The sequence below is a fragment of the Bacillus sp. FJAT-27251 genome, assembly GCF_001273925.1.
In the GTDB taxonomy this organism is placed as follows: Bacteria; Bacillota; Bacilli; order Bacillales; family Cytobacillaceae; genus Mesobacillus_B.
In genome coordinates this window covers 3,245,591-3,265,886 of sequence record NZ_LIGG01000001.1, presented here as the reverse complement: position 1 = coordinate 3,265,886, position 20,296 = coordinate 3,245,591, and the positions used below count along the sequence as shown (strand labels likewise).

Annotated in this window: 18 protein-coding genes, 19 tRNA genes and 1 rRNA gene; 7 read left to right on the top strand and 31 right to left on the bottom strand. The window is 45.5% G+C overall.

The genetic code is table 11. The annotated features are described in order from the left end of the window. Nucleotides 1-111: 111 nt before the first annotated feature. The 4 genes from ADU22_RS15160 to ADU22_RS15145 form a co-directional block, all read right to left on the bottom strand. Nucleotides 112-1,575, bottom strand: a complete 1,464-nt coding sequence (locus ADU22_RS15160) for a PstS family phosphate ABC transporter substrate-binding protein (protein ID WP_053362902.1) — start codon at nt 1,573-1,575, stop codon at nt 112-114. Nucleotides 1,576-1,721: 146 nt separating this feature from the next. Next, complete coding sequence (locus tag ADU22_RS15155) at nt 1,722-3,746, bottom strand: TRAP transporter permease (RefSeq protein WP_053362901.1); 2,025 nt, start codon at nt 3,744-3,746, stop codon at nt 1,722-1,724. Beyond that, complete coding sequence (locus ADU22_RS15150; protein ID WP_069187997.1) at nt 3,743-4,210, bottom strand: DUF1850 domain-containing protein; 468 nt, start codon at nt 4,208-4,210, stop codon at nt 3,743-3,745. Before ADU22_RS15150 ends, ADU22_RS15155 begins: the two co-directional genes overlap by 4 nt. Continuing rightward, nucleotides 4,200-5,186: a TAXI family TRAP transporter solute-binding subunit gene (locus ADU22_RS15145; RefSeq protein ID WP_053362900.1), complete on the bottom strand. Its 987-nt coding sequence runs from the start codon at nt 5,184-5,186 to the stop codon at nt 4,200-4,202. Before ADU22_RS15145 ends, ADU22_RS15150 begins: the two co-directional genes overlap by 11 nt. 334 nt (nt 5,187-5,520) lie before the next feature. On the opposite strand from ADU22_RS15145, the gene ADU22_RS15140 reads away from it, so the two are divergent. The 3 genes from ADU22_RS15140 (at nt 5,521) to ADU22_RS24705 (ending at nt 8,358) form a co-directional block, all read left to right on the top strand. After that, nucleotides 5,521-6,738 (top strand): threonine synthase, encoded by a 1,218-nt coding sequence (locus tag ADU22_RS15140; protein ID WP_053362899.1) that lies wholly within the window; start codon nt 5,521-5,523, stop codon nt 6,736-6,738. A gap of 12 nt (nt 6,739-6,750) precedes the next feature. Beyond that, nucleotides 6,751-7,959: a dicarboxylate/amino acid:cation symporter gene (locus tag ADU22_RS15135; protein WP_053362898.1), complete on the top strand. Its 1,209-nt coding sequence runs from the start codon at nt 6,751-6,753 to the stop codon at nt 7,957-7,959. 246 nt (nt 7,960-8,205) lie between these two features. Then, nucleotides 8,206-8,358 (top strand): thioredoxin domain-containing protein, encoded by a 153-nt coding sequence (locus tag ADU22_RS24705; RefSeq protein ID WP_156324363.1) that lies wholly within the window; start codon nt 8,206-8,208, stop codon nt 8,356-8,358. Nucleotides 8,359-8,459: 101 nt separating this feature from the next. Here ADU22_RS24705 and ADU22_RS25425 read toward each other — a convergent pair whose 3' ends face one another. From ADU22_RS25425 to ADU22_RS15110, 5 genes are all read right to left on the bottom strand, one after another. Next, a complete protein-coding gene (locus tag ADU22_RS25425; protein ID WP_053362897.1) occupies nt 8,460-9,860 on the bottom strand; it encodes a M28 family peptidase in 1,401 nt (466 codons plus the stop codon). 253 nt (nt 9,861-10,113) lie between these two features. Next, the gene (locus tag ADU22_RS15125) at nt 10,114-10,812 is read right to left on the bottom strand and encodes an ABC transporter ATP-binding protein (RefSeq protein ID WP_053362896.1); all 699 of its coding nucleotides are present in this window, start codon (nt 10,810-10,812) and stop codon (nt 10,114-10,116) included. Between the two features lie 3 nt (nt 10,813-10,815). Beyond that, nucleotides 10,816-11,883 carry an ABC transporter permease gene (locus tag ADU22_RS15120; protein ID WP_053362895.1) on the bottom strand — a complete coding sequence of 356 codons (1,068 nt, stop codon included), beginning with the start codon at nt 11,881-11,883 and terminating at the stop codon, nt 10,816-10,818. A 130-nt stretch (nt 11,884-12,013) separates the two neighbouring features. After that, nucleotides 12,014-12,901 carry a MerR family transcriptional regulator gene (locus ADU22_RS15115; RefSeq protein WP_053362894.1) on the bottom strand — a complete coding sequence of 296 codons (888 nt, stop codon included), beginning with the start codon at nt 12,899-12,901 and terminating at the stop codon, nt 12,014-12,016. A gap of 138 nt (nt 12,902-13,039) precedes the next feature. Then, entirely contained in the window at nt 13,040-13,933 is an 894-nt protein-coding gene (locus tag ADU22_RS15110) for an acyl-ACP desaturase (protein WP_053362893.1), read from the bottom strand. Between the two features lie 265 nt (nt 13,934-14,198). Between ADU22_RS15110 and ADU22_RS24700 the strand changes: the two genes are divergently transcribed. Both ADU22_RS24700 and ADU22_RS15105 read left to right on the top strand, forming a co-directional pair. Beyond that, complete coding sequence (locus tag ADU22_RS24700; protein ID WP_156324362.1) at nt 14,199-14,345, top strand: hypothetical protein; 147 nt, start codon at nt 14,199-14,201, stop codon at nt 14,343-14,345. Nucleotides 14,346-14,536: 191 nt separating this feature from the next. Continuing rightward, nucleotides 14,537-15,172 carry an FMN-dependent NADH-azoreductase gene (locus ADU22_RS15105; RefSeq protein WP_053362892.1) on the top strand — a complete coding sequence of 212 codons (636 nt, stop codon included), beginning with the start codon at nt 14,537-14,539 and terminating at the stop codon, nt 15,170-15,172. Between the two features lie 70 nt (nt 15,173-15,242). Here ADU22_RS15105 and ADU22_RS15100 read toward each other — a convergent pair whose 3' ends face one another. Continuing rightward, the gene (locus ADU22_RS15100) at nt 15,243-16,037 is read right to left on the bottom strand and encodes an aldo/keto reductase (RefSeq protein ID WP_156324453.1); all 795 of its coding nucleotides are present in this window, start codon (nt 16,035-16,037) and stop codon (nt 15,243-15,245) included. 191 nt (nt 16,038-16,228) lie between these two features. Here ADU22_RS15100 and ADU22_RS24330 point away from each other — a divergent pair, with 191 nt between their 5' ends. Together ADU22_RS24330 and ADU22_RS24325 are read left to right on the top strand one after the other, a co-directional pair. Then, complete coding sequence (locus tag ADU22_RS24330) at nt 16,229-16,525, top strand: Na-translocating system protein MpsC family protein (RefSeq protein ID WP_197280065.1); 297 nt, start codon at nt 16,229-16,231, stop codon at nt 16,523-16,525. Nucleotides 16,526-16,534: 9 nt separating this feature from the next. Then, entirely contained in the window at nt 16,535-16,948 is a 414-nt protein-coding gene (locus tag ADU22_RS24325) for a Na-translocating system protein MpsC family protein (protein ID WP_053362890.1), read from the top strand. A gap of 633 nt (nt 16,949-17,581) precedes the next feature. On the opposite strand, the gene ADU22_RS24995 is transcribed toward ADU22_RS24325, so the two are convergent. The 21 genes from ADU22_RS24995 to rrf all read right to left on the bottom strand — a co-directional run bounded on the left by ADU22_RS24995 (nt 17,582) and on the right by rrf (nt 20,063). After that, nucleotides 17,582-17,722, bottom strand: coding sequence for a hypothetical protein (locus ADU22_RS24995; protein WP_197280064.1), 141 nt, complete (start codon nt 17,720-17,722; stop codon nt 17,582-17,584). A gap of 195 nt (nt 17,723-17,917) precedes the next feature. After that, nucleotides 17,918-17,991, bottom strand: a tRNA-Ile gene (locus tag ADU22_RS15080). Between the two features lie 28 nt (nt 17,992-18,019). After that, a tRNA-Gly gene (locus tag ADU22_RS15075) sits at nt 18,020-18,093 on the bottom strand. Between the two features lie 76 nt (nt 18,094-18,169). Continuing rightward, a tRNA-His gene (locus ADU22_RS15070) sits at nt 18,170-18,245 on the bottom strand. Nucleotides 18,246-18,257: 12 nt separating this feature from the next. Beyond that, nucleotides 18,258-18,331: transfer RNA gene (locus tag ADU22_RS15065), tRNA-Trp, on the bottom strand. A gap of 3 nt (nt 18,332-18,334) precedes the next feature. Beyond that, nucleotides 18,335-18,419, bottom strand: a tRNA-Tyr gene (locus tag ADU22_RS15060). Between the two features lie 11 nt (nt 18,420-18,430). Continuing rightward, nucleotides 18,431-18,503 (bottom strand) — tRNA-Phe (locus ADU22_RS15055). A gap of 21 nt (nt 18,504-18,524) precedes the next feature. Beyond that, a tRNA-Asp gene (locus ADU22_RS15050) sits at nt 18,525-18,600 on the bottom strand. Nucleotides 18,601-18,603: 3 nt separating this feature from the next. Next, nucleotides 18,604-18,677: transfer RNA gene (locus tag ADU22_RS15045), tRNA-Met, on the bottom strand. A 172-nt stretch (nt 18,678-18,849) separates the two neighbouring features. After that, a tRNA-Ser gene (locus ADU22_RS15040) sits at nt 18,850-18,942 on the bottom strand. Between the two features lie 7 nt (nt 18,943-18,949). Next, nucleotides 18,950-19,026 (bottom strand) — tRNA-Met (locus ADU22_RS15035). Between the two features lie 27 nt (nt 19,027-19,053). Further along, nucleotides 19,054-19,126: transfer RNA gene (locus tag ADU22_RS15030), tRNA-Ala, on the bottom strand. A 6-nt stretch (nt 19,127-19,132) separates the two neighbouring features. Beyond that, nucleotides 19,133-19,209 (bottom strand) — tRNA-Pro (locus tag ADU22_RS15025). 7 nt (nt 19,210-19,216) lie between these two features. Next, nucleotides 19,217-19,293: transfer RNA gene (locus ADU22_RS15020), tRNA-Arg, on the bottom strand. Nucleotides 19,294-19,300: 7 nt separating this feature from the next. Next, nucleotides 19,301-19,375 (bottom strand) — tRNA-Gly (locus ADU22_RS15015). A 5-nt stretch (nt 19,376-19,380) separates the two neighbouring features. Then, nucleotides 19,381-19,465, bottom strand: a tRNA-Leu gene (locus ADU22_RS15010). Nucleotides 19,466-19,475: 10 nt separating this feature from the next. Next, nucleotides 19,476-19,551, bottom strand: a tRNA-Lys gene (locus ADU22_RS15005). Nucleotides 19,552-19,652: 101 nt separating this feature from the next. Further along, nucleotides 19,653-19,728, bottom strand: a tRNA-Thr gene (locus ADU22_RS15000). A 9-nt stretch (nt 19,729-19,737) separates the two neighbouring features. After that, a tRNA-Val gene (locus tag ADU22_RS14995) sits at nt 19,738-19,813 on the bottom strand. A 4-nt stretch (nt 19,814-19,817) separates the two neighbouring features. Continuing rightward, nucleotides 19,818-19,892: transfer RNA gene (locus tag ADU22_RS14990), tRNA-Glu, on the bottom strand. A 55-nt stretch (nt 19,893-19,947) separates the two neighbouring features. Beyond that, nucleotides 19,948-20,063 (bottom strand): 5S ribosomal RNA (gene rrf / locus ADU22_RS14985). Nucleotides 20,064-20,296: the final 233 nt, after the last annotated feature.

The window sequence follows — 20,296 nt, the reverse complement described above, 5'->3', positions numbered from 1 at the left end:
TCACCTATATCAGAAATATAAGATTCCTCCCGGCAGTTTAATTAGGATTAAAGACTCATGAATAAAAAAGATTGATAGGGTTGCAGCCAATTTATTTTTGGGAGGACCTCCCTACTCACTTTTCATCAGCGGTATATATCCTGTCTCTTCGACAAGCTTCTGACCCTGGGGCCCATGCATCCACTCCAGCAGCGGCTCAACTGTTTTCTTCGGATTGTCTTTAAGTGTTACCGCGAATAAATTGACAACAAGCGGATAGTTTCCGCTGGCAATGTTTTCGGGTGAAGGTTCAATTCCATCGATTTCAAGAAGCTTGATTTCCTGGCTCGGATTCATCCCGGTGGTAAAGAATCTAAACGAATAGCCAATGGAGTTTTTATCATTTCGATAGCTTGCTACTTCCTCCATGATATCGCCCATACCGGCAATCTCCTCCTTCAGCGGCTCCATCAGAGGTGTGTCTCCCATGAAAATTTCCATGACGGTCTGGCTGCCGGAATTGGCCGGCCGCTGGAATGCCCGGATTTTTTCATCAGGACCTCCTGCCTGGTTCCAATTAGTCAGCTTCCCGGAATAAATGGACCGTATTTCGTCCGCAGTAAGGCCGGACACAGGATTTCTATGATTGACGAAAAATACGAAAGCTTCTTTGCCAATCGGAGTCATCACAAGTTCCTTGCCCGCATTTTTGGCAAGCTGCTGCTGCTCGGAAGAAGGCTGTGCGCCGAAAAAGATATCGACCTCCCCGGAAACCAGGCGCTCAAATGCATAGATGGTGTTTGTAAAACTGACAATTTCAAAACCATCGGGCCTGACATTGACATTGGCAATATCCCCATATGTCGCGTTGGCAAACGCCGCATAAACAGGATAAGCCGCTTCCGCCCCGTCAAGTACCGGCATTTCGGAAGGCTGTTCAATTGTAAAACTGGCTGTTTCACTCAGTTTGGGAAGAATGTTTTCCTTGTTGTCAATATAGTAGGGATTCAGGTCCACGCTTGAATACCCATTTCCATAGGCAAAACCATAGGATGGCAGAACCGTTTTGCTGCGCTCCCACATCACCCCCCAGCTGACAGACAGCAAAATGAGAAGGACGGAAAGTGCCAGACTGATACTCCCTTTATTAAGCTGCACCTTTGCGGGATGTCGGCGCTCACCAAGGAAGAAACCGATAAAGAAAAGAAAATAATAAAGAAAAGGTGCCAAAAAGATAAAAATGAACTCACCGTTCAAGGCAGAGAAAAAACTGTTTGGCAGGAACGGGAAAAACCCAAAGACAAAGATTACCCAGGCATCGTGGCCGAAAAACCCTTTGGTGACAAGCATCAGTATAGCAGCCATAAAAACAGTGATTAACACCGGAAGATAGGCAGGAAGATAACGGCGCCAGAAGGACGCTTTTCCCCCGCTGTTTTTTACATAATGAATCCCTGCAGCCAGGCCGGAAGCTGCATAGATGGCAAGCAGGAGATACGTTCCGGCATTTCCCAGCATCATGGGCAGAAAAAGTCCAATAAACGAAATCAGCAGCGGTGTAACCAACAAATGAAGCAAATAATAACTTCTTTTCATTTTTATTCCACCTCCCAGTTATAGTGTAATTTTACACCATAAAGAATAATAGGTAAACAAATTATTGGATAATTATGGGGATTATTTCAATTTCATGGTGAGCCTCTTAAAAAAGAAAAGAGGACAGTTAGACTGTCCCCTTTCCATCAAATGCTCAAGTTGTTGTTCTGCTCTTCCTTCCTGCTCTTTAGAATATTCAATCCCATTAAAATCGCAACGACCAGGATGCCTATGATGTCCGTGAAGGTTTCGGGAATGATCATCATAAGGGCGCCTGCACCGAGGAACAACCGGAGCAGGGGATTGACCGATGTTTTGAAATATCCCTCAATAGCTGCACTTAAAGCTATGATGCCAATGATGGCGGTCACGGTAATCATGACGATATCCGTTATCGGCGCTGCCGCAAACTCTCTCGCGTTGATTGCGACATCGGTTGTATCGATCATCAGCATGGCCGGATTGTAAACAAATAGATATGGAATGAGGAAACCGGCTGCTGAAAGTTTTAACGAAACAAAGCCAGTCTTCATCGGATCTCCTCCAGAAATACCCGCACCCGCAAAGGAAGCCAGTGCCACTGGCGGCGTGATATTCGCAAAGATTCCAAAATAGAAGACGAACATATGGGCAACGAGAATCGGAATTCCGAATTCAGCCAATGCAGGTGCCGCCATTGTTGCTGTAATGATATAGGCAGGGATGGAAGGCAATCCCATCCCAAGAAGCATTGATGCAACCATGGTGAAGAACAATGTCAGGAATAAGGATCCTGCTCCCAGGCTCGCAATTGAAGAGGTCATCACATTTCCAAAACTGGTCAAACTGACGACTCCAATGATGATGCCAACAACCGCACAAGCCACCATTACGGAAAGAGACTGCCTTGCACCACTGTCCAGTGCCTCTAAAATATCTCTAACCGACATTCGCGTTGATTTGCGAAAAGAAGCCACTACTACAGTTGAAAGAATCGTGTAAAAGGCTGCATGCCCAATTGGGATATTCTGATAGAGCATGACAATTAAAAAGACAATCGGCAGCAGCAAATGCCCGCGCTCTTTCATGATAACCTTCAATTTCGGGAGATCCGCCTTTGGTATTCCCCGCAGATTTTGCTTTCCTGCACGGAAATGAACCTGCATGATGACACCCAGAAAATAAAGGACTGCAGGAATCAGGGCCGCCAGCGCAATTGTGCCGTAAGCCACTCCTGTTGTCTCTGCCATGATGAAAGCACTTGCTCCCATAATTGGCGGCAGTATCTGGCCGCCAACCGAAGCACTGGCTTCGACGGCACCGGAAAAGTTCTTGGAATATCCAATTTTTTTCATTAAAGGAATCGTAAATGCTCCGGTGCCAACCACATTTGCAACAGCTGCACCGTTGATGCTTCCCATAAATCCGCTTGAAATCACCGCGACTTTGGCTGGTCCTCCCTGTTTATGCCCGGCAAGTGCCAGCGCCAGGTCATTAAAAAACTGTCCCATCCCTGACTTGGCAAGGAAAGCTCCGAACAGGATGAAAAGGAAGATAAAGTTCACGGAAGCGCCGATTGCTGTCGAATACAGCCCTTCCGTTTTAAGATACAATTGGCCAAATATATCACCCAGATCATACGGTCTGGTCATCATCTGCACCGGCATCCATTCCATGTGGCTCACGAAGGGATACGCCAGGAAGATAAGGGCCAGGATGGGCAGGATCAAGCCTGTCACCCGCCTGGCTGCCTCAAGGACAAGAAGGACGGTTATGATTGCCAGGACAATATCCATTGAATTGGGTATTCCACCCCGAGTTGTCATGATGCTTTGATACTCGATGATAAGATAGCCGGCCGTCACCATCGCCAAAACAGCTAAAACCCAATCAAACCACGCGATCCTGCTGCGATCCTGCCTTTTAGTAGTCGGGTAGAGTAAAAAGATGAGCGCCAGGCCAGCAGCTACGTGGATCGCTCTCTGCTGAAGCGCAGGCATCGGATTGAAAGTAATGTATAAATGGAAAAGAGAGTAGAGGATGGCAAATAGTGAGACAGCCACGACAATTTTATTGCTGGCAAACTTCCGGATTTTTGATTCGGAATCATATTTTTCAAGAATTTCAGCTTGTTTGTCATTATCAATGGTGTCGGTCCCCGCCAGTAACTTTCCCTTGTCTTCGCGCGTCATTTGTAATCACCTCTTAGTAGCCGCCAAATTGGCTGTTTTTTGATTTCAATGGTAACACTGCCATATTCCCCCGCGAGCTTGTACAAAGGAATTGCCGTCCCCCCGGTCCACAAGGTGGTTTTTATTCTATCGGAAACGATCAAATTCAAGGATTCCATCTCGCGGTTCATGGCCATATGGACAAATCCATCATCTGAAGGGATGATTTTCCCATCAGAAGGTGTCCCTGCACCAAATGTCTTGAACCTGGTGCCAATCAAATAAAGTTTACCGCTCTTAATCGCATATTTTTCAAACCATGGTTCTTTCTCCACAGAATGAATCCAGCCGATTTCAAACTCATTCTCTTTCAGATAAAAAACTGTGTCTGAATAGGAAACCTGTAAAACCGGTTTCTTTATAAAAAGGAAAAGAAGGAGCACCAGCAGAAAAGTGCTCCCATAGATGACCTTCTTATTGTTCATCGTAGTATTTCTGTGCACCCGGATGAACCGGCGCTACCATTCCCTCCTGGGCGCCTTCAAGGGTGATTTCGTTGGCTGCCTGGTGGGAATTGCCGAGGGCGTCCAAGCGTTCAAAGAATGTTTTTGTCAGTTTATAAACATCGTCTTCACTTAAATCGCTTCTTACAACCAGCGCGTTCATAATCGCCGCAGTAGGAACAGCCTCGGCATTGCCATAGGTATCAGCAGGAATCTCCATCGCGACAAAATATGGCTGGTCTTTTGCAATTTCCTCCACTTTGGCAGGGKCGACCGAAACCAGTTTGATCTCAAGCGATTTTGACAGCTCCAGAACAGAAGCATTTGGCAATCCGCTTGTCAGGAAAGCAGCGTCAATAGCACCTGATTTAAGTCCGTCGGCAGCTTCTGCATAGCCAAGATAATCCACCTTGATGTCATCGTATGTAATTCCATGTCCAGCCAGCAGGTTGCGGGCATTGATTTCAACTCCGGAGTTTTGGTCCCCGACTGCCACGCGTTTACCCTTCAGATCGTCAACGGTATCAATCCCGGAATTGGCTGTGGTTACAATCTGGACGAAATTTGGATAAAGGGTAGCCATTTGCTGGACTTCTTCCACCTTTTCGCTGAAGTTGCCTGTACCGCTAACGGCTTCTGTCAGAACATCGCTCATTACGAACGCCATTTCTACTTTTCCTTCTTTAATGAGATTGATATTTTCGACAGATGCCCCAGTGGTTTGCGGTTTGGAGTTCACCCCATAGGCTTTGGAATATTCATTTCCAAGGGTCGTTCCGATGATGTTATATGGGCCGGATGAACCGCCAGTAGCAATGGTGACGATTTTTGTTTCCAGGCCATCCTCGGAAGCTCCTCCGCTGCCCCCGCTGCTCGATTCGGATCCTCCGCAGGCAGCGAGGATGGAGCCCGCGAATAAAACGCTTCCAATTAATCCGGCAATCTTCTTTCTTTTCATTTGAATCTTCCCCCTTTTTTCCTATAGTTCAAAGATAGTTTAGCAAAATAATATTTTGATTTCAAGGAATGTTACAAATAAGCAGACTATTGGCATAGCCATATTTCTTCGAACTTAGAGTAACTGGCGGCAACAAAACCTAGTTGACAAGTAGGAATACTAATATTAACCTTATAAAATAGAAGGAACTGCCAAATACCTGCTGATCGGAAAACCGAAGGCAATGACAGACACCGAACATGGGATGAGCCAACGATAGACTCAGCCCCCGTGGAGAAAGGATACATATTTGGTTTTGTCCAAAAAATATATTCATATTATAGGAGGTTATTGTATGTCCTTCAGTTACCTGACCCATCTTGAATGCCCCAAATGCCATGAAGAATATTCACCGGACGATGTGCAGCAGCTTTGCCATTGCGGATCCCCATTGCTGGTCCGCTATAATCTTGAGGAAGCAAAAGCAAATTTCACAAAGGAAACACTGGCCAGCCGCGAAAACAGTCTCTGGCGGTATCATGAAGTCCTTCCGGTTAAAAATCCCGGCAATGTAGTCACACTCGGAGAGGGGATGACTCCTTTTGTCCAAATGGAAAAGCTGGGACAACATTTCGATATTCCAAATTTGTTTATTAAAGACGAAGGCATCATCCCGACGGGTTCATTTAAGACCAGAGGAGCAAGCGTTGGCATCTCTAAGGCAAAAGAAATTGGCGTTAAACAGCTTGCCATGCCTACAAACGGAAACGCCGGTGCTGCCTGGGCTTTATACTCTGCGCGGGCAGGAATCAAGGCAACGATTGTGATGCCAGTTGACGCACCGACCATCACCCGTAAAGAAGTGGCCATCTCCGGAGGCGACCTTCACCTGGTGAACGGCTTGATAAGCGATGCAGGCAAAATTGTCGGCCAGCTTGTAAAAGAACAAGGCATTTATGATGCCTCCACTCTTAAGGAGCCGTACAGGATTGAAGGAAAGAAAACGATGGGCTATGAAATTCTTGAGCAGATGAACTGGGAAGTTCCTGATGTCATTCTCTACCCTACTGGCGGAGGTGTCGGGCTGATCGGCATCTATAAAGCCATTCTCGAACTGAGAGAGCTCGGCTGGATCAAGGATGATAAGCTCCCCCGCCTTGTTGCCGTCCAGGCTGTAGGCTGCGCACCGATTGTCAAGGCTTGGGAAGAAGGCAAAACAGAATCGGAGTTCTGGGAGAATTCCGAAACAAGCGCGTTCGGCATCAATGTGCCCAAGGCATTGGGAGATTTCCTCGTCCTTGAAGGCATCGATGCGACAAATGGGTGCGCGATTGCGATTTCCGAAAATGATATTGCAGCTGCTCAAAAAGAAATTGCCCAATTTGAAGGGAATTTCATTTGCCCTGAAGGAGCGGCAACTTTTGCTGCGGCCAGGATTCTGCGGGAAAAAGACTGGATCAAGAAGGATGAAACGGTTATCTGCCTGAACACAGGGGCAGGCATCAAATACCCGGAAACCGTGGACATTGAACATTTGCCGCTGCTGCAGCCTGGAGAAGCCATCAAAAACTAAAGGAGGATTGGAATGAAAAGGATTGGAATGCTTACGCAAATCTTCATCGGGTTTGTTCTCGCCATTATTTTAGGCGTGATATTCGGGCCAAGCATCGCTGTCGTTCAGCCTCTTGGCGACTTATTCCTGAGATTGATCAAATTCATTGTTGTTCCTTTGGTGCTTGCTTCTTTAATCACAGGAATTACTAGCTTAAACAATGTCAACAAGCTGCTGTCTTTAGGTGGCAAAACGATTGCCTATTTTTTGGCGACCACCTTTTTCGCCGTCTTAATCGGTCTGGCGGCAGGATTTATCCTCTCTCCTGGAAAAGGAGTGGATATCGCGCTTCCGACCGAAGTTGCAGAAAAAGCGGAAGCCCCTGGAATCACGGAAACTCTCTTGAACTTTATTCCAGTCAATCCATTCGAGTCCCTGACAACCGGTAATATTCTGCAGATTATCTTTATCGCCATTGCCATCGGAATAGCCATCACAACCGTTGGGGAAAAAGCCAAACCTCTGGCAGATTTCTTTGAGGCACTGGCTCAAGTGATGTATAAAATAACTGGCTTTATCATGAAGCTGGCTCCAATCGGGATTTTCGGGATTCTCGCCCCGATTGTTGGCAATTACGGTTTGGACATTCTCCTGCCGCTGTTAAAAGTCATCCTGGCGGTAGCGATTGGCTGTTTGCTGCAAGTGCTCGTCACCTATTCGATTGCCGTCCGTACGCTGGGTAAAATGAGCCCGCTCACTTTTATTAAAGGAATTGCCCCGGCCGGGCTAGTCGCATTTACAACGGCGAGCAGTTCCGGGACTTTACCCGTCACCATCAAAAACACGCAAGAGAATCTTGGGGTTTCCAAGGAAGTGAGCTCGTTTGTCCTTCCGCTCGGATCCACGATCAATATGGACGGCTCTGCCATCTATCAGGGCGTGGCGGCCGTATTTATTGCCCAGTTTTTTGGAGTGGACCTTTCCATGGGGCAAATTTTCACCATTGCCTTTATGGCTGTGGTTGTTTCAATCGGCGCAGCTGGTGTTCCCGGCGCCGGACTGATCATGCTGACAATGGTCCTCCAGGCGGTCAACCTCCCGCTTGAGGGAATCGCATTGATTGCGGCGATTGACCGAATCCTCGATATGTTCCGGACCAGCACAAACGTGATTGGTGATGCATCTGCTGCAGTAGTCGTTCAACATCAGGAAAATAAAGCATCTTTAGCTAAAAGCGCATAATGCAGGTGCAGGAAGTTCGGGTGATGATGCCCGGACTTCTTTTTTGGATGGAGGACGTTTACTCAAACCACGTGAGGGCAAATTAAAGAAACGTCAAACCGTTATTGAGGGGGCCTTATTATGAATGCACTAGGATCACTTAACGAAATGAAAGACTTTATCAGCAGCAATAGCTTAAGCTTTATCTATGTATTGACGGACAGCTGAAGCGTCTGCCATGGCTTGCTTCCCCAGGTTGAGGAAGTGATGAAGGATTTCCCCAAAATCCAAACAGGTTTGGTCAATGCCGGGAAGGTTCCGGAGATTGCCGGATACTTGATGGCCTTTACCGTTCCTGTACTTGTTCTGTATGTGAATGGGAAAGAATATTTGCGTGAAGCGCGGTTTGTACAGGTTTAAAAGTTCAGGGAGGATGTTGCCAGGATATACGAAGGTTTTGCAGGAGAATAAAAAAACGCCAGAATCCTTCAATAAGGATTGTCTGGCGTTTCTCTCTTTCATTATTTAGACTGCTGCTCGCTGTACAAATGAGGCAGTTTTTGCGCTTTGCCTTTATTGGCTTTTGGCCCCTGGTTTTCCGGACGCACCAAATCATAGATGGCTGTTCCGACGATCTCGGCAACATCCTGCAGCTTTTCTTTGCTGATCTTGTCAATGGTATCCTCCGGAGTATGATACCAAGGCTCCAGCGGCCTGTGGATGAAGGAAGCGGCCGGTACACCCACTTCAGTGAAGGATACATGGTCACTGCTTCCGCCTAGTTCCAGAGGAGTCGGCTCGCCATTCAGGCGGGCGCTTGAAGCCTGGGAAGTATCAGATACGATATTCGGCTCACCATCAGCCACATTGATGACCAGGTGGCCTGCATCGCGGCTGCCGACCATGTCAAGATTGAAATAGCCGACAAAACGGTTCTTCTCTTCTGCAGACAACTGGCTTGCATAATAGCGGGAACCAATCAAGCCTAGCTCTTCCGCACCAAAGGTGATAAATCTCAGCTCTGTATTTGTTGGGATATCCTTCAAGACTCGTGCAAGCTCAAGCGTCATCGCTGTTCCTGAGGCATCATCATTGGCTCCTGGCGCCCCGGCCACGGAATCATGGTGGGCTCCAAGTGCGACGATTCCACCGGTCGCCTTGTTTTTATTGGTTGGCGCTTTCGTCGCGATTACGTTGTGGGAAGTCCGCATTCCGCCTTCTGCCCCTTCCATGTTGATGGTAGCTTCACCCAGCTCTCCAGCCTCTAAGGCTTTTTTAAGAGCTTGTCCGACTTCACCGGTCACAGAGACCACTGGAACGTAATTGTCATTAGGAGCTCCCAATGTACCGTTAATCACTCCAGGAGCATTGTTGAAAATGATGACTCCTTCTGCACCGGCAGCAGCCGCGTTCAGTACTTTTTCAGCAAATGAAATGGAGCCGCGCTGAACAAGGGCAATTTTGCCGGTCAATTCCATGCCTTTCAATTCCTCAGCCGTCGCTAGGCCAACATACTCCAAAGGCGCTGTTACATTCCCATCCATTCCGTATGTAAACGATAGCGGGTTCAGTTCCCCTTCGTAACCTTCAATTGACAGTTCTACCGTTGTGGGAGCGGTGTAGCCGTAGAATTGGAACTCCTGGAGCTCGGTCTTGTATCCATAGGATTCAAATTGTTCCTTCACAAACCGGATCGCATTTTGCTCGGCTTCCGTTCCGGCGACACGAGGAGTCTGCGCAAGATAATCTATATTGTTGTAAATGTTGTCCACATTGATTTTGTTAAGGACTTTCTTATCGAACACATTGAATGGCTGTGTTTGCTGAGATTCCGCCGGTTTAGCAAATATCGCGGGCGCTCCGAGCGTACTTACTGCCAGCCCAGCTGCTAGAGTAAGTGTTAATAAAGGCTTCTTCTTCATAAAATTCCTCCTAAAATAGTAAAATAGTAAAATTGGAACTACCGAAATTAATATTATAATTTTCAGAATATAAATATAAGTGAACAAGTAACTATTTTTAACTAGTCTAATAGTCATGTTTTAAAATGTAGGCTCATTTAACGAGTCATATTGTCCTGGTTTTTCCAAGACCAGGGAAAAGGCGGATTAGAAAGAAGAGAAAAACCCTCCTGCCCATTGATGCTGGCAGGAGGGTTTTGGTTGATTTTTGATTTTAGGATGAAGAGATTTCTGTGGTATTACTGACTTCTGGCTTAAGCTTTCCATCCGTTATTTTATATACCTTGTCGCAGTACTGGATCAGCCTGGTGTCATGCGTTACAACGATAACCGTTTTGCCATTGTTGGTGGCAGCTTTCTTAAGCATCTCCATCACTTCAAATGCACGGTCCGAATCCAGCGACGCGGTCGGTTCATCGGCAAGAATGATGCTTGGGTTCGTATATAATGCTTTGGCGATGGCTACCCGCTGCCTTTGACCGCCTGACAGGTCGGAAGGAAAGCTGCCCATTAAATCGCCAATTCCCAATGAATCGTACAACTCCTCCAGTTTGTCGTCTTCCATATTATTCTTTTTCACCTTATCAAGCAGTTGAAGCTGCTGCTTGACATTCAGGAAAGGGACCAGATTGGAGGACTGGAGCACAAACCCAATTTCCTGCAGCCGGATTTCCGCCCGCTGTTTTTCTTTAAGATGGGTAATGTCCTGGCCATTGATAAGGACTTCTCCATTGCTGGGAGACTGGAGACCGCCGGCAATCGTCAGGAATGTGCTCTTCCCCGACCCTGAGGGGCCAATAATAGCAATCAGTTCCCCGCCTTCAGCAGCAAAGCTTGTAGTCTTCAATGCTTCTATTTCAGATTGGCCCGATTTGAATACTTTATTAACGTCTTTCAATTGAAGCAGTGCCATCGTTTACCCTCCTATTGCCTCTAATGGATCAATTTTCACAATGGTCTGGATGGAGAACAGCGCTCCCAAAACCGAAACGAATACAAGGACAGTCCCATAAACCAGCATATCCATATAGTTAAAAGCAACTGGAACGGCAGCCGGAAGGAAATACCCTGTGGCAATCGTAAGGACGAACCCAATAATGGTCCCAGCCAATGCCAATAGGAACGTCTGGGCAACAACCGACTTGGCAAGATAGCCGCTGGAAATTCCCTGAGCTTTCATCACTCCAAAAATACTTATTTTCTGTATCGTTAAAACATAAAGAAAAATCGCCAGGATAACCGCTGATATGATGAACAGGAAATAAATCATAAACGATAAAGTCAGGCTCTGTTCCGAATAGCCAGGCATTCCTTCAATAAAGGTTTGAGTCGGAACAACCTCAAGAGAATCGGCCACCTCAATTTCATCAAGGTTTTCTGCCCGGACAACAAAGCCATTCACTTTGTAGTCCAAGTTTTCAGCCGAGCCGCCAAAACGAACTTTTTGGAGGGTCTCAAAACTTCCGTATAAAACCGGGGATGCGTTGAACCGGGCATCTTCAGTAAAACCGATGATCGTCAAGGTTTCTTCTACCGAGGAAAGCTTCAGTTCATCGCCAATCTGAAAGCCTTCTTCCTTAAGCGAATCGTCAGCGACCACTTCCCCTGTATTTTTGAAAGCTTTGCCTTCTGTTACATCCGGCATGATGAATTCATCTTCGGAAATTCCAAAAATGGCTACAGGGGATTTATGCTCCCCTGAGGTTGCGATGGCATTGAACTGCCCTATGGCTGCATACTCGCTTGCCCCGTTGCCATCATACTMATCGAGATTCATGCTTGATTGCGGAAGATTGATGTCGGATTCTTCTGTCAGGATGATTCCATCGGCGTCCCATTTAACAACGGCTTCCTTATTGAGGTTTTCCAGTCCGTTTGCGAGACCCGATAAAAAGAAGACCAAATAGGATACCAGTGTCAGGACACCGACAATCAGACTGAAGCGAAGCTTATTATTCTTCATCTCATTCCAAGCCAGAAACATGTTTCCACTTCCTTCAAATTAATGGATATACATATATTGTATAACAAATATATAACCTTTTTCAGCGAATAGCAATTAAAAAGTCAAAAAAGCAATCTCTTTGTGCAACTGCCCAATCTGCTGGTTTACATTATTTATCAATCATTGACGACAAAATATCGAGCCATTTGGTTTGATCAACAGGCGCTATATCCCAGCGCGGGCCATCAGCTTTGCTCTTTTGGACCCCCGAACCGCCGACAAGAAATTTCAGATGGGGGTTTTGTTGCCTTAATGTGTCTATATATGTGTTAATGGTAGGTTCATTTTTTTTACTGGTTGTTGATATGGCCAATATGTCGATGTCTTTATCCAAAATTAGTTCACCCAGTCCCTCAAGAGGTGTGTTGGCACCAATATAATAGACCGGATAATGCTTTTCTTTTAGAAACAGCACAAACATGATCAACCCGAGTTGATGGTGTTCACCTTCAGGACAGATGGCCATTATCTTTGGCAGACCAGGCTGTGGCTGAAAAATGCTGAAAAATTTCAATGCCCTCTGCATGACAATATTGCTGATCATGTGCTCCTTGGCAACATACAGAGCTCCCTTTTCCCATTCCTCTCCCACCTTATACATGAGCGGTACAAGGATGGAAAAAAAGACGGTTTTATGGGGGAATTGTGAAAAATATAGATCAAGAAGGAAGTTGCACCGTTCAGCATCCAGATCATGCACAGCTGTTAATAAATCCCGTATCTGAGTTTCATACGGCTGTTCCACACCATCGGCAGCCATTTCTTCCTCCGCCTGCTCCTTCTTGGCGTGCAAAAGCTTTACAGCCTGGCTGATCGCGATTCCTTTTTCTTGGACCTGTTTTTTTAACCATTTTAAATCGTGTAAATGTTCCTCGGTATATAACCTGTGTCCAGCGTCAGTGCGTATTGGAGTGATCGCATTGTAGCGGGTCTCCCATGAGCGGATGGTCACAGTCGGCATATCAAGAATCTTTGAGATGGCTTTAATATTGTACATTTCCGACCCTTCTTTTACAAAAATTATACATTAACTATATATCGATTTCTTCCAGAATACAATACAGTCTTTACAGGATAGTCATTTCCTTTCTTCCTAAAAAAAACAACGGTTAGGAATCCTAACCGCCGCTTTGTACTAGCTATTTTTTTGGTAAAATCGGTCCCGGACCCTTTTTAGCCTTGCATGGTAATTTAGAATTTCAAGCCTTGCTTTTTCTGCTTCAGGGGCGATTGGCCTCAGTTTTTCAATTTCCCAGTAGTCGATAATCACATCAAGGACCTGGTCAAAATATTCAAGCGGACCATAATTCGCTTCTTTTGCGATAATGGACATCCGGTCTTCAAAGTCTGGCATGACGGCACCAGGCATTTTAAAATTCATGATCACGTTCCCAAGATAATAACAGTAATTAGGCTCAAGCTGAAGATGATATTTAATGACATCGCGGTAAAAAGCATAATGCAGGGTTTCATCCTTCGCCAGCCGCCTCAGCAGGGAGGCAAGGTCCTTATCATGCGGACCGGCCACTTTTGCAACATTATAATAAAACACCATGGTCGCCAGTTCCTGCATTGACGTATAAACCATTGTTTCAAAAGGAGTGTGGAAATCCGGGTTCCACCCGTTCTCCATTGTCTGCTTATGAAGCTGGTGGAGCCGTTTAGGATCGACATTGCGGGTAATTAAAAGATAGGTTTCCAGCAAATTGGAGTGCTGGTCTTCTTCCGCTGTCCAGGTGTGGACAAACTCTTTTATCACAGTGAGCGACCCTTTGAAGGTTTGATCCAGGTAGGAAGTGAACCAGGGAAGGTTCACTTCGGTCAGAAGTGCTGTTTCCACTGCGGTGATGACAGAAGCAGGAAGTGTCACCTGGCTCTCATCCCATGGCACTCTCCGAAAGTCCATCGCTTTGTCCCAAGGCAGGAAATCATGGTACCCCCAATCAATCTTCTCGGCTCTTTTTTTGTGTTCCTCGTATAATTCTCTCACTTTTGGTTCCAATCTAAAATCCAAATGATTTGTCAGCACAGCTAGCCCTCCGTTGTTTTCAAAGATTCCTAGATTCCTGGCTGATGATAGTCGGTAAAACATTACATCAGCAGAAAATTTCATCGTGGGTTTTTGTCTGATATTAATACCAGATACTAATTAAATTATAACATAAATTCTGTTTTTTCAATTAAAATGGACTTACCCAAAATATTGAAAAGCTTGTTTATACACAGAGTTAATGCTTTCAGCATGCATAAAAACTCTAATTTGCTCGCAACTTACTAATAATGGAGGTGAAAGTATGAAAAAGCAGCCTTTTCATTATGATGGAAGTTTTCACACAATTGATGCCTTAACTGGGGAAACCTCGCATAACCCATTTACTTTGAGCGATGAGATGCGCGCGAATATCAGTGCAAATCCCTTCTCAGCTGCCACAGAGGAATAAATTCAGATGAAAAGGCGTCTTTATTGAGAACGCCTTTTTTACTATTGAGCATTCTAGTTGAAAAAAGAAAAAACAACGGAGATAATATATCACGAATTAAAAATGGTAGACTCAAGTAAATTACATAATATGTAATTTACTGCAGAAACTAGACTGTATATATTTTACAACAGAAGGGAAAGAAAATCAGGATGACCAAAGTATTGTACATTACTGCCCACCCTCATGATGACACTCAATCTTTCAGTATGGCGGTGGCCAAGGCATTCATTGACAGCTACAAAGAAGCAAATTCCGATCATGAAATCGTTCATGTTGATTTGTATAAAGAGAACATTCCGCAGCTCGACGTCGATGTTTTCAGCGGTTGGGGAAAACTTCGTTCAGGGCAGGAGTTCGACCAGCTTTCCTCCGAGGAGAAAGCAAAAGTAAGCAGGCTGAATGAATTGAGCGAGCAATTCATTGCTGCTGACAAGTATGTTTTTGTGACACCATTATGGAACTTCTCTTTTCCTCCAGTCATGAAGGCTTATATGGATTCAGTAGCAGTTGCCGGCAAGACCTTTAAGTATACGGAACAAGGCCCAGTTGGCCTTTTGACCGATAAAAAGGGCTTGCACATCCAGGCGCGAGGCGGCATCTATTCAGAAGGACCTGCAGCCCAAATGGAAATGGGCCATCGCTACCTTGAGATCATGATGCAATTCTTTGGAGTCCCTTCCTTTGAAGGACTGTTTATCGAAGGACATAATGCAATGCCTGACAAAGCAGAAGAAATTAAGGAAAATGCAATCGCTCGTGCAAAAGATTTGGCACAGACATTCTAATGCATGAAAAAAAGAGCCTGGAGCATGCTCCAGGCTTTCTTCTTGGCAGTCCTCACCGGCAGCACAAGCTTTATGCCCGATGCATTTCCTCCGGGTCCGGTCCTTGACGCCTGTTTTGGTTAAGCGAATTCATTTGCTGCATTTCTTCGTCTGAAAGTTCAAAATCAAAGACGTTGAAGTTCTCTTCGATTCTGCTTGGGGTCGTAGACTTTGGAATCGCAATCACATCATTTTGCAAATGCCAGCGCAGAATGACTTGAGCCGGGCTCTTGCCATGCTTTTCTGCAATTTTGACAATCACCTCATCCTTAAGGGCCTCTCCCCCTTGCATCAATGGTCCCCATGCCTCTACGTAGATTCCGTTTTCAGAACAGAATTTTCTCAATTCAGGCTGAGAAAAGTACGGATGAAGTTCCACCTGGTTGACAACCGGTTTGATCTTGCACTCGGACAAAATTCTTTCCAGGTGCTCAATATTAAAATTGGATACTCCGATTGCCCGTACCTTGCCATCTTCATATAGTTTTTCCAGTGCCTTAAAAGTTTCTACATATTTGTTATTCCTTGGTGTAGGCCAATGAATAAGATAAAGATCGAGATAATCGAGTCCCAGTCTCTCTAGACTTTCGTCGAAGGCTTTAAGGGTTGATTCGTACCCCTGGTCGCTGTTCCACACTTTGGAGGTGATGAACAGCTCCTCGCGCGGCACGTCAGCTTCACGGATGGCTTGTCCAACGCCTTTTTCATTTTTGTATAGAGCCGCGGTGTCAATGGATCTATAACCCACTTCTATGGCCTTTTTTACCGCTTCAATCACACTCGCGCCTTCTTCTACCAAATAAACGCCAAAACCCAATTGAGGCATTTCAATTCCATTATTCAATTTCACGTTCACAGACAATTCCTCCACTTCATATGTAAACTCACCTTTTATTTTAACTCTGTTAAACCCGAACGGCAATTTTGGAAGCCCCTTTCCCATAATCCCGTTTGTGTTTTAAAACTGATACGTTGAGGGAATGGTATAAAGGAATAAAATACTTGGGGATGAAAGATATGGAAAACGAGCTTTCGGAAAAAGAATTAATTGAAAAAGAAATTGCCGGTTTTATTGGGCGCCTGCTTAGGGACCAATTCGGCCGCGGGCCGGGCGGAGTGCATTGTACCCTGTCCAGTGCGTTTTTGACAGTCCATCTCACCAGCTTCCTTTCCCCGATGGAAAAGTCCCTGATTGAGAGAAAGCAAGGCATCTATGTCCACAAGACCAGAGATTTATTGATGGAAAGAATCATCAATGAAATAACAAGCTTTACAGAATTAACATTAAAAAAGGAAATAGACGATTTTTATTAGGATTGGAATTTGAATCTGCGTTCCGGCATGTTCCTGATGGTCCTATCTACATCACTCCAGAATGATGATGCTCCTTCCACTTACCGCAATAAGGAAAAAGTCCACCTCGAAATAATTAAAGTAAGTGAAGAAGCCCAAAAGACTCCCCAAAAAACAGAATCAATTTTGCTTAATAAACGCATGCTCATGATTGTAAGGAGCGGGATTTTAATCTCCATTGAAAAGGAATTGATTGAACTTGGATTTGATGAAACCCTGATCATTGCGAAGAGAAGCCTGGAAAAGCGGCTTCTGGAAGAACACCTGAAAATTTTCGAAGCATATCTACAGGCTGATATCATTGATTTCTTTGTAGACTGGGATTTTAAAAAGGATATATCCTTTACCCTTTTCATTATGAATCCAGGCGGAAATGGCACTTGATTCCTTTTCCAAAAAGCGCGTTGAACTTTTGTCTGTTAAATGTTAGGATTAAGGAAGATTAAGACTAAATCTTAATTAACATTTTAAAAAATAACTAAAAGAATTTGAATTATTTTTTCTGCATAAAGATGAATGGATATACGCCAAACATAGGTCAGAAGAAGAGTTTTAATCAATGCTCTTTTTCTGGCTTTTTTCATGTTCGTTTTAGAAAACAGATAAAATAATATGGGGGATGGAATTTGAAGTATGAATTGTCAGACCAAGAGAAACAATTATTATCCTGTATAGATACCTTTAAACAAAATAGGGCCGCCAACAAGGACCCTCGGCAGCCTTCAATAATCAGAAAAAAAGAGCTGGAAAGCCATCTTGAAGGAATAGCCAAGCAACACCGGATTCAATTTCAAAGAAGAAGCACTCCAATGAATACGAATTATATATTTTCTTTGGAAAAGCATGAAGCCCATGTGGAAATCTATTATAGATACAGGCATTTCTATACCAGGCATGAGATCGTAGTCAAACCACTTTAAGGTCCGCTATATTTTACCCATGGGGATTAATGCCCAGCAGCGAACACTGAAGGCTTAAGGAACAGAAAAGACCCATGACTTTTGGCCAATGGGTCTTTTAGTGGCTGATCACTTCAGCTAATAAGGTGATATCTTCTTGAATTCTCTCTTTCAGTCCACTATCAGGGCATTTATGGTAATCGTCAACTAGGCGATCAAGTTCGGCGATAAATAATAAATATTCATCGTTGTTTATCATGGTGTCTTCCCCTCCATTCAGGGATTTCCTAATTATATTACCACTTGGCTGGGAAATAAAACATAATGTTAGAAATTATTGTATAATAGTTAAATGTGAAAGAGAGTCTCCCTGGAATGGTGAGATTCCTTACATTTTATAAAGAATATAAAACATTAACAAAAAAAACTAATCCAATGAGGATTAGTTTTTTTATGGGCCTAAGTGGACTCGAACCACCGACCTCACGCTTATCAGGCGTGCGCTCTAACCAGCTGAGCTATAGGCCCGAAACATCTGGTTGGTTTAAAATTTGCTTGGAGCGGGTGAAGGGAATCGAACCCTCATCATCAGCTTGGAAGGCTGAGGTTTTACCACTAAACTACACCCGCATGAAGTAATTTTGGAGACTAAACATAAGTGTTGACAGATCCTGCCTTGCAGATTAACTATAGTAACTGATAAAAATGGGGCGATCGATGGGAATCGAACCCACGAGTGTCGGAGCCACAATCCGATGCGTTAACCACTTCGCCACGACCGCCATGTTCCCTGCTGGCAGGGGTAGTAGGAATCGAACCCACACTGGAGGTTTTGGAGACCTCTGTTCTACCTTTAAACTATACCCCTAAATGGTGGAGGGGGACGGATTCGAACCGCCGAACCCTGAGGGAGCGGATTTACAGTCCGCCGCGTTTAGCCACTTCGCTACCCCTCCAAAAGTCAAGGTGGCTCAGGACGGAATCGAACCGCCGACACAAGGATTTTCAGTCCTTTGCTCTACCGACTGAGCTACTGAGCCATATATATAATAAAATGAAAATGGCGGTCCCGACGGGAATCGAACCCGCGATCTCCTGCGTGACAGGCAGGCATGTTAACCGCTACACCACGGGACCAGATTGCGGGGGCAGGATTTGAACCTGCGACCTTCGGGTTATGAGCCCGACGAGCTACCGGACTGCTCCACCCCGCGATAATAATATTAATAAGTAAGTGTTGTCCATGCACAAAGTGCACAAACTGACTGTCCCGGTTTCAGAAAGCTTATTCAAGCAGCTGTTCAACCGGTACAACTCGCAGTTTATTCAGTGAAGTAACGCTCGTTGCTCCACCCCGCGAYAATAATARTKAKATKAAAATARAAATGGAGGAGGAAAGGGGATTCGAACCCCTGCGCGGTTTGACCCGCCTGTCGGTTTTCAAGACCGATCCCTTCAGCCGGACTTGGGTATTCCTCCAAAAGATTGGTAGCGGCGGAGGGGATCGAACCCCCGACCTTACGGGTATGAACCGTACGCTCTAGCCAGCTGAGCTACACCGCCAAATTATTCATGTAATGCAAAACAAAGTGGAGCCTAGCGGGATCGAACCGCTGACCTCCTGCGTGCAAAGCAGGCGCTCTCCCAGCTGAGCTAAGGCCCCAAAGGATGGTCGGGAAGACAGGATTCGAACCTGCGACCCCTTGGTCCCAAACCAAGTGCTCTACCAAGCTGAGCTACTTCCCGTTTTAAATGGCGCGCCCGAAAGGAGTCGAACCCATAACCTTCTGATCCGTAGTCAGACGCTCTATCCAATTGAGCTACGGGCGCTATTTAATGGAGCGGAAGACGGGATTCGAACCCGCGACCCCAACCTTGGCAAGGTTGTATTCTACCACTGAACTACTTCCGCTTACATGGTGCGGGTGAAGGGAGTCGAACCCCCACGCCTCGCGGCGCCAGATCCTAAGTCTGGTGCGTCTGCCAATTCCGCCACACCCGCAAAATGAAAATGGTGAGCCATGAAGGACTCGAACCTTCGACCCTCTGATTAAAAGTCAGATGCTCTACCGACTGAGCTAATGGCTCGTTCATAATGATATATTTTTATAACAAGTTCTTCTGCTCGAAATCCCTCACGGGCTTTCTCGCAGATTTTCGCAGATGTTAAATCCGCGATGCAAGAAATCTGGTGCCGGCGAGAGGACTTGAACCCCCAACCTACTGATTACAAGTCAGTTGCTCTACCAATTGAGCTACACCGGCAGGTGTAAATGGTGGAGGATGACGGGATCGAACCGCCGACCCTCTGCTTGTAAGGCAGATGCTCTCCCAGCTGAGCTAATCCTCCAGAATGGTGACCCCTACGGGATTCGAACCCGTGTTACCGCCGTGAAAGGGCGGTGTCTTAACCGCTTGACCAAGGGGCCAAAAGGAATTTTATTCCAAGTGCTATTTGCAAAATAAATCCCCGTTAAGGGGATTGCCTGGCGGCGTCCTACTCTCACAGGGGGAAACCCCCAACTACCATCGGCGCTGAGAAGCTTAACTTCCGTGTTCGGCATGGGAACGGGTGTGACCTTCTCGCCATCGCCGCCAGACTTTTTAAACGACATTATCTATTATAATGCCTATTGGTTATTTTGCAAGGAAAACTTTTATTCCTTCAAAACTGGATAATGTATTTCAGAAGGTTTGCATTCGAGTATCGTTCTTGTCCAGCTCCGGCTCCTAGCCTCTCGAGTCGCTTCGGTCCATCATTTGAAGTCAAAGAACGACTTCAATTGCTGGCCCTCCAGCGCTGGTCGAGGCTATACAGTCGCCTCCGCTTTTC

What these genes read in the sequence shown, in the direction of transcription:
- ADU22_RS24330 (WP_197280065.1), top strand. Translation starts at nt 16,229, where the DNA reads ATGGAAAACGAGCTTTCGGAAAAAGAATTAATTGAAAAAGAAATTGCC.
- ADU22_RS15155 (WP_053362901.1), bottom strand. Translation starts at nt 3,746, where the DNA reads ATGACGCGCGAAGACAAGGGAAAGTTACTGGCGGGGACCGACACCATT.
- ADU22_RS15115 (WP_053362894.1), bottom strand. Translation starts at nt 12,901, where the DNA reads ATGTACAATATTAAAGCCATCTCAAAGATTCTTGATATGCCGACTGTG.
- ADU22_RS15105 (WP_053362892.1), top strand. Translation starts at nt 14,537, where the DNA reads ATGACCAAAGTATTGTACATTACTGCCCACCCTCATGATGACACTCAA.
- ADU22_RS25425 (WP_053362897.1), bottom strand. Translation starts at nt 9,860, where the DNA reads ATGAAGAAGAAGCCTTTATTAACACTTACTCTAGCAGCTGGGCTGGCA.
- ADU22_RS15150 (WP_069187997.1), bottom strand. Translation starts at nt 4,210, where the DNA reads ATGAACAATAAGAAGGTCATCTATGGGAGCACTTTTCTGCTGGTGCTC.
- ADU22_RS15135 (WP_053362898.1), top strand. Translation starts at nt 6,751, where the DNA reads ATGAAAAGGATTGGAATGCTTACGCAAATCTTCATCGGGTTTGTTCTC.
- ADU22_RS15125 (WP_053362896.1), bottom strand. Translation starts at nt 10,812, where the DNA reads ATGGCACTGCTTCAATTGAAAGACGTTAATAAAGTATTCAAATCGGGC.
- ADU22_RS24995 (WP_197280064.1), bottom strand. Translation starts at nt 17,722, where the DNA reads ATGATAAACAACGATGAATATTTATTATTTATCGCCGAACTTGATCGC.
- ADU22_RS15100 (WP_156324453.1), bottom strand. Translation starts at nt 16,037, where the DNA reads ATGCCTCAATTGGGTTTTGGCGTTTATTTGGTAGAAGAAGGCGCGAGT.
- ADU22_RS24705 (WP_156324363.1), top strand. Translation starts at nt 8,206, where the DNA reads ATGAAGGATTTCCCCAAAATCCAAACAGGTTTGGTCAATGCCGGGAAG.
- ADU22_RS15160 (WP_053362902.1), bottom strand. Translation starts at nt 1,575, where the DNA reads ATGAAAAGAAGTTATTATTTGCTTCATTTGTTGGTTACACCGCTGCTG.
- ADU22_RS24700 (WP_156324362.1), top strand. Translation starts at nt 14,199, where the DNA reads ATGAAAAAGCAGCCTTTTCATTATGATGGAAGTTTTCACACAATTGAT.
- ADU22_RS15140 (WP_053362899.1), top strand. Translation starts at nt 5,521, where the DNA reads ATGTCCTTCAGTTACCTGACCCATCTTGAATGCCCCAAATGCCATGAA.